At 50.2% G+C, this 12805-nt stretch carries 11 protein-coding genes; 5 read left to right on the top strand and 6 right to left on the bottom strand.

The genetic code is table 11. The features are described from left to right. Window positions 1–51 precede the first annotated feature (51 nt). The 3 genes from CRP01_RS05765 to mqnE are packed head-to-tail and all read right to left on the bottom strand — an operon-like array spanning window position 52 to window position 2682. Window positions 52–819, bottom strand: a complete 768-nt coding sequence (locus CRP01_RS05765) for a menaquinone biosynthetic enzyme MqnA/MqnD family protein (RefSeq protein WP_233752635.1) — start codon at window positions 817–819, stop codon at window positions 52–54. 5 nt (window positions 820–824) lie between these two features. Beyond that, a complete protein-coding gene (locus tag CRP01_RS05760) occupies window positions 825–1448 on the bottom strand; it encodes a histidine phosphatase family protein (protein ID WP_233752634.1) in 624 nt (207 codons plus the stop codon). 34 nt (window positions 1449–1482) lie between these two features. Continuing rightward, entirely contained in the window at window positions 1483–2682 is a 1200-nt protein-coding gene (gene mqnE, locus CRP01_RS05755) for an aminofutalosine synthase MqnE (RefSeq protein ID WP_099149055.1), read from the bottom strand. Between the two features lie 219 nt (window positions 2683–2901). Between mqnE and CRP01_RS05750 the strand changes: the two genes are divergently transcribed. Both CRP01_RS05750 and CRP01_RS05745 read left to right on the top strand, forming a co-directional pair. Continuing rightward, window positions 2902–3780, top strand: a complete 879-nt coding sequence (locus tag CRP01_RS05750; RefSeq protein WP_099149054.1) for a glycosyltransferase family 2 protein — start codon at window positions 2902–2904, stop codon at window positions 3778–3780. A 148-nt stretch (window positions 3781–3928) separates the two neighbouring features. Continuing rightward, entirely contained in the window at window positions 3929–5572 is a 1644-nt protein-coding gene (locus tag CRP01_RS05745; RefSeq protein ID WP_170110246.1) for a DUF4139 domain-containing protein, read from the top strand. A gap of 65 nt (window positions 5573–5637) precedes the next feature. On the opposite strand, the gene CRP01_RS05740 is transcribed toward CRP01_RS05745, so the two are convergent. The 3 genes from CRP01_RS05740 to CRP01_RS05730 form a co-directional block, all read right to left on the bottom strand. Next, window positions 5638–6354, bottom strand: coding sequence for an SDR family oxidoreductase (locus CRP01_RS05740; RefSeq protein WP_170110245.1), 717 nt, complete (start codon window positions 6352–6354; stop codon window positions 5638–5640). 72 nt (window positions 6355–6426) lie between these two features. Beyond that, a complete protein-coding gene (locus CRP01_RS05735) occupies window positions 6427–7011 on the bottom strand; it encodes a Crp/Fnr family transcriptional regulator (RefSeq protein WP_099149051.1) in 585 nt (194 codons plus the stop codon). 39 nt (window positions 7012–7050) lie between these two features. Continuing rightward, window positions 7051–7419 carry a cupin domain-containing protein gene (locus CRP01_RS05730; protein ID WP_099149050.1) on the bottom strand — a complete coding sequence of 123 codons (369 nt, stop codon included), beginning with the start codon at window positions 7417–7419 and terminating at the stop codon, window positions 7051–7053. 530 nt (window positions 7420–7949) lie between these two features. Between CRP01_RS05730 and CRP01_RS05725 the strand changes: the two genes are divergently transcribed. The 3 genes from CRP01_RS05725 to CRP01_RS42145 all read left to right on the top strand — a co-directional run bounded on the left by CRP01_RS05725 (window position 7950) and on the right by CRP01_RS42145 (window position 12800). Beyond that, a complete protein-coding gene (locus CRP01_RS05725; protein WP_099149049.1) occupies window positions 7950–8942 on the top strand; it encodes a T9SS type A sorting domain-containing protein in 993 nt (330 codons plus the stop codon). Between the two features lie 357 nt (window positions 8943–9299). Further along, window positions 9300–10298 (top strand): T9SS type A sorting domain-containing protein, encoded by a 999-nt coding sequence (locus tag CRP01_RS05720; RefSeq protein ID WP_099149048.1) that lies wholly within the window; start codon window positions 9300–9302, stop codon window positions 10296–10298. Window positions 10299–11615: 1317 nt separating this feature from the next. Next, window positions 11616–12800, top strand: coding sequence for a T9SS type A sorting domain-containing protein (locus tag CRP01_RS42145; RefSeq protein ID WP_170110244.1), 1185 nt, complete (start codon window positions 11616–11618; stop codon window positions 12798–12800). Window positions 12801–12805: the final 5 nt, after the last annotated feature.

Here is a 12805-nt window from a genome sequence, read left to right as displayed (position 1 = left end):
ATGTTTTGGTTACATGGATCACTTCCTACAGATGGAAATGATCCATGTTCTTTAAAGGCCCACCAGTTCCTGATGCCGGACCGGTTTGCCGGTCAGCATCCCCAGAAATACTTCCAGCGCCTGTTTTTTGGGGGCATCCAGCTCGTAATTGATATTTTTGGTAAAGTACTGCTCCAGGTCGAAATGATCATTGGGGGTATTGAGCAGATACATCAGTTGGGGAATGGCTTCCACGCCGGTTTTCAGGGCTTCATTGAAAGGCTGCAGAAAAGCATCGGGAATTTTCCGGTTACTGACCCAGGCGGCAAAGACGAAGGGCAGCTGCTTAAATTCGTACCAGGCGTTACCGAGATCGTAAAAATAGGCAAACCGTTCTTCGAGGCCGATCGTGCGATCGCCAATGACCACCCCACCAACGCTACCGCCGATCTTATCAATGTAGCCGTCGGAGGCCGGCAAAAGCCGGGGGCTCAGTTTCCAGTGATCCCGCAGCAATACTTTACTGAGGGCAACGGAGGTGCGGGAGTGATGATCGAGGTAAAGGTCCGTCAGGGTCTCGATCGGCTGGTCGGCGTAGATGCCCACCGTCTTTACGTAGCGGTTGGTGCCGATACAGTAGTCGGAAATGATCCGGGCGTTGGGAATATCGGGGATCACCGCAACCGGCACCAGTCCCAGGTCCGCTTCTCCGGTCAGGAGTTTCTGCGCACACATGGAGGGAATATCCAGGCTCAGATCTATACTATTGGCAATCGGACTCTGTAACAAGCCATAGAGCAATGGCTTGGTATTCAGGTAACTGACAGCCGTGATGGTCATTTTTTTCATATCGTGGTCACTTCCAGATGCGCCGTATCGTTCTCTACCAGGAATTGAAATACTCCCTGCTGGTATTCGGTTTTCCAAAGACCGGTATTGGCGTGAATGTAGCGATTCATTAATTTCAGTTCTTCCTCGCGGAGTACGGACATCAGCGCGCTCATGGCCCGGCCGTGGGAACAGACCAGCAGACAGGATTCCGGTCGCTGCCGCAGGTGTTCCTTAAACCGCTGTAGGCGCGCGGCCAGTTCGGCTGCACTCTCCCCTTCGCGGATCCTTGCGTCGTATTCTCCCGCACTCCACCTTTCCTTGATAGACCGGTATTCTTCCACCATTTCCGGGGTACTCTCTTTGCCTTCGTGGATACCCCAGTTCATTTCGTTGATCTCCTCAAACTGCTCCCAGGGTAAACCGGCATCGATAAAATGCCGGACGGTCTGGTGCGTACGCTGGAGTCTGGAGGTCAGTACCGCTTCGAAGGGAATATGGCGGTAGTGCTCGTAAAAGGCCCGGGCCTGTTGGCGACCGGTTTCGTTGAGTTCGGAGTTCACGCCACTGCCCTGAATGATCCCTTTACGGTTGAATTCGGTTTCTCCGTGTCGGACTATGTAGATTGTTTTGGTGCTCAATATGCTCGATTTAGTGGTCATGCCGGGCGGGGAACTACTTATTCACCACCGGCAGGGAAACGTATCCTTTAAATTGGGTGTCTGCGGCAAACTGGTGATCGGTGTAGTCCTGGATCACACCGTACAGGGTATCTCTTTCGATCGGCTGACGGCCGACCCTGCGGATCAGATTAACGAGTTCTTCGGTGCTCAGGGCCGGGGTTTGCTCTTCCGAACCGGCCATGGAATAGATCTTGGTGGTATCGTCGATCGTACCGTCAATGTCGTTTACCCCAAATGCGAGGGACAACTGGGCCGTACTTCGTCCGATCATCGGCCAGTAGGCTTTGATGTGGTCAAAGTTGTCGAGATAGATGCGACTGATGGCGTAATTCCGCAGGTCTTCGATGACGGTGCTCTCTTCGATATGGGACATCTGATTGTCCTTATTCCGGAATTTCAGTGGAATGAAGGTTTGGAAACCGCCGGTTTTGTCCTGGAGTTTCCGCAATTGTTCCAGGTGATCTACCCGATGGGCGAAGGATTCGATATGACCGTAAAGCATGGTGGCGTTGGAGCGTCCGCCCAGTTCGTGCCAGATCTCATGGATGCGCAACCATTGTTCTCCGGTACATTTACCACCGGCGATCTGGTCGCGAATTTCGGGGTGAAAGATCTCCGCACCGCCACCGGGCATGGAATCCAGACCGGCCGCCTGCATGCGTGCCATTCCTTCCTCGTAGCTGATCTTCGCCTTTTTGAAAATGTAATGGAACTCCACCGGCGTCAGCGCCTTTACGTGCAGATCCGGACGGTGGGCTTTGATCGTTTGGAACAATTCTTCGTAAAAGGGCACATCGTATTGCGGCAATACGCCGCCAACTATGTGCACTTCCGTCACGGGTTTCCCGTCGTAAGCCCGCACAATATCCATGATCTCTTCCAGACTGTATTCCCATCCGTCCGACCTCTGCTTGATCAGCCGGGAGTACGAACAGAAGGTGCAGGTATAGAGACAGACATTAGTGGGCTCGATGTGGAAATTCCGGTTGAAGTAGGTCCGGTCTCCGTGGCGCTTTTCGCGAATGAAATTGGCCAAAGCCCCCAGGTAGGACAGCGATCCTTTTTCGAAAAGGGTTATCCCTTCCGCTTCACTGATCCGTTGTCCCGCAAATACTTTCCCGGCGATCATCTGCAGGTCCTGATCCAGCGATTTATCCTGCAGTATGGACTGGATGGTTCTGGCTGTTTCCATGTTTATTTATCATTTTTAGCACGAAATGTCCCCGCTTTTCAGGGGGGATCTGGTTCCGTGTTTTAATAAGTAACAAATTATAGAACTTTCAGTTTTAATTGAAAGTAAGTTGTTCACAAATTTATTGCGAGCCCAAAAAGTTGCACAAAAATAAGTCTTCCACCGAGAATGCCAGACTTTGGCAATAATGTTTATCTTGCCGCCCATATAATTCTATGAATGATCAGCATTCTCATCCCTGTCTATAATACCACTGTCGTTGAGCTGGTAGGATCCCTGCAGCGTCAGTGTCTGGACTTGCAACATCCGTTTGAGATCATTTGCCTGGATGATTGCTCTGAGCCTGCTTTTCGCGATCAAAACCGTTCCCTGAGTACCCTGGAAGGGGTAACTTACCGGGAGCTGGAAGAAAACATCGGGCGTTCCCGTATCCGCAACCAGCTGATCTCCTTGGCGGTCCAGCCTTATCTTTTATTCATGGACGGTGATTCCAAGATCGTCCGCTCCGATTATCTCCGCACCTACATCCAGGTACTCGAACCTTCCAAGGTCATTTACGGAGGGCGTTGTTATCAACAAAAAACACCATCCGATCCGGCACATTTCCTGCACTGGTACTACGGGAAACAGCGGGAAGCCCTGCCGGCAGCAACCCGCAGACTGTATCCCTATCGCACCTTTATGACCAACAATTTCCTGATTCCGCGTACCATTGCTTTGGCCGTTCGTTTCGACGAAACCATTCGCCGCTACGGTTACGAAGACACTTTGTACGCCATGGAGCTGCAAAAAAAGGGACAGAAGATCATCCATATCGACAATCCGCTGGAGCATATCGGACTGGAAGAACGCCCCGTCTTTTTACACAAGGTGGAGGATGCCCTGGACAATCTGAAGGAAATCCTGCCCCGCAATCCCGATATCGATACCCGCTTATTGCGATTTATCGATCAGTTGAGGTCCAGGGGACTGTTGTTGCCGGTCCGTTTACTGGGGGGCTTGTTCCGACCGGTACTGCGAGCGGGTATTCTGGCCTTCTCCCGACCTCCGCTCTGGATGCTGGACCTCTACAAACTTGCCTATTTTCTTAATAAGTAGAAGATTTGAATAATGAGTTGACTTTAAGTGAGTTAGCTTAGTAGCTGTTGTGGCTTTCGCCCGTGGAGACCAATGTGCCTGCATAAAAAATTAGCTTTTTGGTATGCATTCTTTGCCGTTTCTGCATCTATTCGGTAAAAAAACCAATATGAAAAACATTCTTTTGAGCCTCATGGTCCTACTGCTCTCCGGTACGCTTTGGGCCAATATGCCCCTGGCGGAACTGGATTCAGAGATCCGGTCCGTGACCATCTTTCGGTCCGGAGCCCAGATATTCCGCTCCGGCGAAGGGCAGGTGCCGGCCGGACAAAGTATTTTAAAATTTACCGGACTTTCCCCCTATGTGAATGCAGCGAGCGTGCAATTCTCGGCTACCGGTGATTTCACCATCCTGTCCGTAAACTTTCAACAAAACTTTATCAATCCCCTCGAAAATAACGAGGAAGTAAACGACCTGAAAACCCAACTGGAAGCGCTGGATGAACAATTGCGCAAACTGGAAATTGAGCAGGAAGTGCTGAAGGAAGAGGAGGCCCTGATTCTGGCCAATAAACAGATCGGCAGCCAGCAGAACGGTGTGCAGTTGCAGGATCTGCAGGCCATTGCCGAATATTACCGCACCCGGCTTAAAGCCATTAAACTGGAACTGTTTGATCTGCGGTCGGAAGCGAAGCAATTGACGGAAGAAAAGAACAAAATTGCCAAACAGATTGGCCAGATGACCCGGGAAAATCCCAACCGGGCCAGCGGCGAGATCTGGATAAAAGTAACCGCCGATCGGCCGGTCACCTCCAAGTTCCAATTGAGCTATATGGTGTCCAGAGCGGGTTGGAAACCGGCTTATGACGTTCGGGTTGCCGACGTGGGCGAAGATGTCCTGTTGGATCTTAAGGGTAATGTATTCCAGTCTACCGGTGAAGACTGGCGGGGCGTAAGCCTGAGTTTGTCCACCGGTGTCCCTACCGAAAGCGGCGTGAAGCCGGAATTACAACCCTGGTGGCTGGCACCTTACCAGCCGGTAGTCTACCAGTCCGGGGCCAGAGAACGCAGACTCGACGGTTATGCCTTGAAAGATAAAATGGAGATGGAAGATGCCACTGAAATGGCTGCACCGCCTCCTCCGCCACCGCCACCACCTCCCGCTCCGGAGGCGGATTATGCAGCGGTAGAACAGTTTGAGCGGACTACTACCCGGGAGTATCGCATCAGTCTGCCCTACGATATCCCATCGGATGGCAATCCCTACACCGTAGCTATTGAAAAATACGAGCTGCCGGCCGAATACCAGTACTATGTTGCGCCCAAACTGGACAAAGACGTGTTCCTGACCGCCAAGGTCGGCGGATGGGAGGAATACAATCTGCTGAGCGGTCCGGCTAATCTGTTCTTTGAGGGCAGCTATCTGGGAAATACCTATCTGGATGTAAACCAGACCACCGATACCCTGGAATTATCGCTCGGCCGGGATAAGGGCATTATCGTCAGCCGCGAAAAGGACGAGCAATTCAAGGATAAGCAATTTATCGGCAATAAGGTGACCCAGAATATCGGTTGGAAGATCGAGCTGCGGAATACCAAAAGTAAAGTGGTACGTATTGTGATCGAAGATCAGTTCCCGATCAGTACCAATGAAGATATCGAGATCGACCTGGATAGTCCCCGGGGAGCTACGGTCAACCGGGAAAAAGGAACGCTGACCTGGCAGATCAATCTGGTGCCCGGACAGTCCGAAACCCTACGCTTCCGTTACGAGGTGAAGTACCCAAAGAAGATGGGACTGATCCTGGAATAAAAAATAGTCGGGTGATTACCGCAGGGGACAGGGCCACGCCCTTACCCCTGCAATTTTGGATCGCATTATCCGATCAGACGATCGGCAAGACCGGGCAGGCTACGCTGCAGGAGCAGCAGGAATTTGACCTTACCCGGAGCGATTAGTTGATAACCCCTTTCCCATTGCCGGAGGATGATCCGTACCAGTTCATCCACCGGCATTTTATTTTCACCCCTTTCGGCGGTCATACGGGTATCCGTAACCGGTGGGATGATCTCCAGCACCCGTACGGATTTATTACGCAGTACTTTTCGCAAACCGGCGGTGAAATTGCGCAACCCGGCTTTGCCGGCGGAATAGACCAGCCCGTCGGATTTGGGGACCGTCCCGAGGGCGGACGTCAGGTTGATGATAGTGGATGGTTTGGTGCTTAGTAGCGGCAGCAATAGCTGGGTCAGGTGGATCGTGCCGGTAAGGTTGGTAGTGATCTCCCGATTGATCTTTTCGTAGGAACTGGGCGTCTCCAGTAAGTTGTAATTAAACTGGATACCGGCATTGTTGATCAGGATATCGAGTTGTGGAAATTCCTGTTCCAGCTTTACCACCAGTGCTTCTATTTGCCGGGGAACGGTCAGGTCACAGTTCCAGGCGGTCAGACCGTCTTTGCGGGCTTCGGTCAGCCTCTGCTCCGAACGACCGGTTACGATCACCCGATTGTCTTTGGCCAATGCCCGGGCCAGTTCCCGGCCAATACCGGAAGTTCCTCCGGTGATCAGAACGGTATGGTTTTTAATTTTCATCTTTCGGCTTTTGATCACAAAGATGAGCAGGTCGGCTGCCGAAAGCATTAACATGGGTTAAGGATTCAAGGGTTAGGCTTTGATCCGGGACCGGATCCGGCTCAGTTGAATGGGCGTGATCCCCAGATGAGAGGCGATATGGTATTGGGGGATCTGATTTTCCAGGCCGGGGTATTCCTCCCGAAAATAAAGGTATCGTTGGGTAGCGTCATTCAGTACCAGTCTAAGTTCCCGGCGTTCTTTTTTGATCACCCACTCGTATTCGACCAGTTTCCGCACGCAGGTCTCCAGACAGCGATGTTTGGGGAAAAGTGCTTCGATGTCCAGGTAGCTGGCTTCCAGAAATTTTGTATCCAGCAGAGCGTCAAAATTGAGGTAGCTGGGAATGCGTTGCAGAATGGAGGCCAGCGAGGCGGCAAAGGTATTGGCCACGAAAAACGTCTTATTGTAAAAATTACCGTCTTCATCGAGATAATAAGCGCGCAGGGCGCCATCCAGAATAAATCCCACTTTGTAATTGTACGCTCCTTCCCGGACAAAGTAATCTCCCCGTTTCAACGAACCGGGCTGGAAAAGGGACTGCATATCCGCCCAGGCCGCATCGGTGAGCGGCTCAAACAAGGTCAGGGTTTCCCGGAGGCGCAGGTAGCTATCCATAAGCAGGTTCTTTGACGGTCATTGGAAAATACGGATGCGTTAGATCCACTGCAACTCTTTAACCGTTTTTGCGTCTTCCACCTCACCGGTGTGTTTGGTTTGTCTGGGTTCAAAAAGCATGAGCCAGACCTCCTCACCGTCTTTCGTCCAGGGGCGATGTTCTACTCCCCGGGGAACGATAAGCATTTCTCCCGGTCCTACGGCCTGGGTAGGCTGATCGCGGAAATCCAGATAAAGGGTACCTTTAAATACAAAGAACATTTCGTCTTCATCGGCGTGGTCGTGCCAGACGAAATCATCCTTAACCTTAGCCAGTTTGACGTACTGTCCGTTGAGTTCGCCAATGATATGGGGAGTCCAGTGCTTATTGAATTTTTCGAATTTGTCGTTGACGGTAATGGTTTTCATAGATGGGTATTGTGCTTTTTAATAATATCAGTCCAAAATTAATCGCTATTTGGAAAAAATCGAACAAAAACTGTGGCTTAACCCTTGTAAGTGATGGCATTTAAGCATAATTTAGATGCCAGAAATAGATACTGCTACACCAATAACAGAGGTCACAAAAAATCATTAGATACATCAATTGGGTTGCCCCTCAGCCCAGTGATCAAAAGAGATACTCAGAAATTACCTATTGATTCGTCCAACTTCTATCCTTTTACAGTCCTCAATTTATCACTAACAAGAAACCTGTACATCCTCCAAAACACTAGATCAACACCAGCCATGGTTTTGGTGACTGCGGCTGCGTCAAAAAGCGTTTTGTCAGTTTAGGTCGAAGGGAAACGCCTGCCTGACAAATATTTTAGTACAACTATGACTTTGTGAAAACTTGTCCGTCATAATGAACGGATGCTGATAGCTGGTACGCGCTTTTGCCGAATTGTTCAGCTATCCCACTAAACATACTATTCATCTAACAGTAAATTTTTACTATGAGAAAGCTTTCTACACTGCTGCTTTCATTGCTGTTGGCTACAGCAGTTCAAAGCCAAAACTGCACGGTCTTCGGATCCGATTTCGCCAGCAACTTCATCGCCTGTGCCAACGATCCCGCCACTGTTTCCATCACTTTCGGACCACCTTTGCATCCCGCCGGCTACGGTACGGTTTCCATCGAGGGCATGGATCCTGCGGTTGATCTTTCCGGCCTGACCATTTATGTGCCGGATAAGATCCGACTGGTCTTTACCGGGAATATCATCATTGATGCCAGTACCAATTTTTTGGGTACGGGTGGTGTCTCCGGTAATTCCGAAGTCCAGTTTGGGGAAGATGGTACCGTCTATAAGGCCAATCGCGGCCTGAATAGTTTCGTGGCCCTCAACCAGTTGATCGCCGGTTGCGCCCAGAATCCCGACCCGATGGAATGCCTCGAGCTCGTTTCCTTCCTGCCGGTAGAACTGACGGCCTTTCAGGGAGCGGCCCGGGAAGATATGATCGAGCTGAACTGGTCGACAGCTACCGAACTCAATAACGATTATTTTGAGATTGAACATAGTAAAGACGGGTTCTCTTTTAATACCGTGGGAAAAATAAAAGGGGCGGGCACCACCACCGAAGAGGTGCAGTATCAGTTCCTGCATCGCCAACCGGTAAGCGGTACCAATTATTACCGGCTGCGGCAGGTGGATTACGACGGTAAATTCGAGTATTCGGACCTGATCGCGGTAGAAATGGAATTGCGCGACGGAGGGGTGAAGGTCTATCCCAACCCGACCGTAGACCGCGCCGTGATCCAGCTCGATGAACGTCCGGAGCGCGTCGAGATTTTGCTGACGAATATTTTGGGGCAACGCATCGATCTGATCCCCCGGGTAAACGATCTGGGATGGGAGATCAACCTCGGTGAACTGCAGGCCGGTATTTACCTGCTGCGGGTTGAGGCCAATGGAAAAACCATTACCAAACAGATCGTCAAACGATAAATAATCCGTCCCTCAAGGACGAATGAACCATAAACTGTTAGAGCCTATTGTTGGGAGATGCACTAAGTACATCTTAGGGTATCTCTTTTTTTTTATTTAAGATTTGGATAATCAGTTAGGAAAGAATATTTTAGCAATGTAATTGCCTGTATATCACAGAGATAGAAGCATTGTCGCATAATAAAAAAGAATAATCTCAATCGAGTATTTCCCTTCATTTAATTGATTGAGTTACCCTAATGTATAGTCCGTAATTTAAATGTGTAATCCGGTCCCGGATTACCAGCCTTCCTATGTCCTCCGTACAACTATCCAGAATTTACCATCATTCATTTATAACCCGGAAAATTGTTCACTATGAGGAAAATTTTTACCATCGCTCTTTTTAGCCTTTTGGGCCTCCAGCTCTCGGCTCAAACCTGTTCCGTCAACAGCGCTTCCTTCGATATTTGTACTTCCTGTCCCTTTAATGTTTCAGCCCCGGTTGACGGAGTTGTAACCTTTTCAGGGGTATTTCTTATCAACTTTTCGACGGGGAATGCTGACTATGTTTTTCCTTCAACCTGTGGTCCGAATGCGATTAAATTCGGCAATATTAACTTTACCGTATCGTCTAATAACAAGTTGATCTTACCCGGAGATATTTTGATCGATAATAATACCGAGATTACTCTGGGGGGGAACGGTTCGGCCGAGATCGAAGCAGCGGGCGTAACTTATCTACTCAACGGTATGGCGGGAGACGATTTTGAAGCTTTAACCGCCAAGTTTACGGAATGTGCCATGAATTTTCCCAGCTGTAGCACCTTGGAACAGGCACTACCGGTAGAGCTGACCCGTTTCGAAGCCCAGTCCAAAGAGGATATGGTGGAACTGGTCTGGAGCACCGCTACCGAGCTCAACAACGACTATTTCGAGATCGAGCACAGTCGGGACGGCGTTCGTTTCGCGCCGGTAGGAAAAGTAAAGGGAGAAGGCACCACCACCGAAGCGGTCGATTACAACTTCATGCACCGCCAACCGGCAACCGGTACCAATTATTACCGCCTCAAACAGGTCGATTACGACGGCGCTTTTGAATATTCGGAAATTGTCGCGGCGGAAGTAAACCATCGTGGGGGAGGGGCACAGGTTTATCCTAACCCAACCATCCAGAAGGCAATGATCCAGATCGCGGAACGTCCGGAGCGGGTGAAATTTCGCTTGTCCAATTTGGTCGGTCAGCAGCTGGACCTGCAGCCTGCCGCCTCGGAAAATGGCTGGGAACTGGATCTCAATGATCTACCGGAAGGGATATACCTGCTGCATATCGCTTATGATGGCCGGCAGGAGGTGCACAAGATTATTAAGAAATAAAGCTAAGCTATATCCAGTCATTTGCTGGGGTGTATCATGCCAATCAGGAATTAAACATGGGATAAATTTGCCTTTAGAGACAAAACATGAATCACCCTGGACTTTATAAAAGGCAGTGTATGACTTCAGAGAGGTAGGGTGTACAATCTGCGGGGTAGAAATTGCGTGCATTTTTTATCAATACTTTTCGTTCGACTTAGTGCAATCAGGTGTCGTGGTGCGGGTTGGGAAGCGGGCAAAATGGTGGGTGTGGGTGCCTGCTTCGTGGGAGGGATAATTTTGCCCGGCCTTTTGGGTACTTTTTTGGCGTAAAAAAGTACGGAGAAATTTAAAAAATACCGCATGATTAGTGTGCCATATTGTACACCCTAACTCAGGGAGGTCGCATATTTACCACATTATTCCATGTTGTGCGACCTCGCCGAGGTCGAAACCAGCATTTCGACTATTTTTCTACGAATGTTTAACCTCTACGAGGTAGGGTGTACAATCTGCGGGGTAAAAGTTGCGTGCATTTTTTATCAATACTTTTCGTTCGATTTAGTGCAATCAGATGTCGTGGTGCGGGTTGGGAAGCGGGCAAAATGGTGGGTGTGGGTGCCTGCTTCGTGGGAGGGATAATTTTGCCCGGCCTTTTGGGTACTTTTTTGGCGGAAAAAAGTACGGAGAAATTTAAAAAATACCGCATGATTAGTGTGCCATATTGTACACCCGACCTCAGGGAGGTCGCACATTTACTACATTGCTCCATGTTGTGCGACCTCGCCGAGGTCGAAACCAGCATTTCGACTATTTTTCTACGAATGTTTAACCTCTACGAGGTCATTTTTGAGTTCTGAAAAAATTCAGGATGACTCATGTCTTCTCTCCAACCCGATCCGTACCAATAATCTTCGAGCTGCAGGGTACCGATCTATGTCCAACCCAATACATTCCCATCTATTCGAGCTGCAGCGCACCGTCCTGAATTACGATCGTCCATCAGCAAATATGTCGTACGGTGTAACCATTACATCCCGTGCCACAAGTCTGGATGATCCCATCATTTACATTTCCCCATTTTTCTTGTTCATATTAAGAAAATATTTTACATTCGGCCCTGATTTCTTATGATTGAGTCTCCTTATTGATAAAACCCTCATCATCACAGCTTTGTAGGCCAGCAATTACATCAGTTTTCCGCATTCTTACGCTACATCCAAAAGCCATAATTTACTGCAGGATCATTACTAGAGGAACTACCGACCGGTTCGGTATGCTCCCGGTATTTCTGTATACGACAGTATGAATGATACTTAACCCTGTAAATAGTTTTTTATGAAACAGAGATCTTACATTCACGGAAAGGCGGTGATTATGTTATTGTCTTTCAGCATTCTAAGCTGGTATAGCCTAAACGGCCAAGATCAGACTTTTAGCGAAGGTACTACCGAATATACCTTCTCCAGTTCCGGCAACTTCATTGTTCCCGACGGGTATTCCGTCACGGTCACTTTCGAGATCTGGGGTGCCGGCGGCGGTGGTGGTTATGACAAAGGCGGCGGTGGCGGTGGTGGCGGTTTCGCCAGCGGTGGTCCCGTTACCCTGACGGGTGGTCCGACAAATTACTCGGTGGTCGTCGGTACCGGTGGTTCAGGGGGCATAATGGTCATTTCCAGCGGTAGCCTGGGTGGATTTTCTTCCTTTCAGGGCATCACGGCTAGTGGTGGCGGCGGTGGCGCCGGTTTTGAAGGCCCCGGTGGCAGTGGCGGTTCGGGAAACAGTGCTTCCGGAGTATCCGGTGGTGGTGGCGGCGGTAGCGGTGGCAGCGGTGGCAAGGCCGGCGGTATGGCGGGCGGTGCCGGTGGTACCACCAGTAATCGTACGGGCGCTGCACCGGGTGGCGGCGGCGCCGGTGGTTCGAATAACGGTAACGGCGGCGCCGGCGGTAATGGCCAGGTAGTGATCACCGTCCAGTCCTCGGTCCTACCGGTGGAATTGACCCGTTTTTCCGCGGATACCCGGGATGATGAAGTGGAACTGAACTGGACTACCGCATCGGAACTGCAAAATGACTTTTTCCAGATTGAGCACAGCCGCGACGGCGTCCGGTTCCAGCCGGTCGGGAAGGTCAAAGGGGCCGGCACAACTACCGAGACCGTTGAATACCACTTTTTACACCGGCAGGCCGCAGCGGGCGCCAACTACTATCGACTGAAACAGGTTGATATCGACGGTGCTTTTGAGTATTCGGATATTGTGGTGGCTGAACTCCGCACCCATGGCGGTGGCGTAGAAGTGTACCCCAATCCCACGCTGGATAAGGCGGTCATTCGTTTGGATACCCGTCCGGAACGGATAAGCTTTTCGCTTTTCACCCTATCGGGTAAACAGCTTGCGGTAACTCCCGGAGCCGGAGATACTATGTGGGAAATTGATCTTTCGGGGATCCCCTCGGGTGTGTATGTGCTGCGGGTAAATATGGACGGGCAAACCCTGGTCAAGCGGATCGTGAAGCGATAGGAACG

The organism is Flavilitoribacter nigricans DSM 23189 = NBRC 102662 (genome assembly GCF_002646595.1).
Taxonomy (GTDB): Bacteria; Bacteroidota; Bacteroidia; order Chitinophagales; family Saprospiraceae; genus Flavilitoribacter; species Flavilitoribacter nigricans.
Note: the sequence above shows the minus strand (reverse complement) of the source record. Positions and strands in the feature narration are given on the sequence as shown.

Coding starts and splice junctions, on each gene's coding strand:
- CRP01_RS05765 (WP_233752635.1), bottom strand. CDS start 819: ATGACCATCACGGCTGTCAGTTACCTGAATACCAAGCCATTGCTCTAT.
- mqnE (WP_099149055.1), bottom strand. CDS start 2,682: ATGGAAACAGCCAGAACCATCCAGTCCATACTGCAGGATAAATCGCTG.
- CRP01_RS05750 (WP_099149054.1), top strand. CDS start 2,902: ATGATCAGCATTCTCATCCCTGTCTATAATACCACTGTCGTTGAGCTG.
- CRP01_RS05745 (WP_170110246.1), top strand. CDS start 3,929: ATGAAAAACATTCTTTTGAGCCTCATGGTCCTACTGCTCTCCGGTACG.
- CRP01_RS05740 (WP_170110245.1), bottom strand. CDS start 6,354: ATGAAAATTAAAAACCATACCGTTCTGATCACCGGAGGAACTTCCGGT.
- CRP01_RS05735 (WP_099149051.1), bottom strand. CDS start 7,011: ATGGATAGCTACCTGCGCCTCCGGGAAACCCTGACCTTGTTTGAGCCG.
- CRP01_RS05730 (WP_099149050.1), bottom strand. CDS start 7,419: ATGAAAACCATTACCGTCAACGACAAATTCGAAAAATTCAATAAGCAC.
- CRP01_RS05725 (WP_099149049.1), top strand. CDS start 7,950: ATGAGAAAGCTTTCTACACTGCTGCTTTCATTGCTGTTGGCTACAGCA.
- CRP01_RS05720 (WP_099149048.1), top strand. CDS start 9,300: ATGAGGAAAATTTTTACCATCGCTCTTTTTAGCCTTTTGGGCCTCCAG.
- CRP01_RS42145 (WP_170110244.1), top strand. CDS start 11,616: ATGAAACAGAGATCTTACATTCACGGAAAGGCGGTGATTATGTTATTG.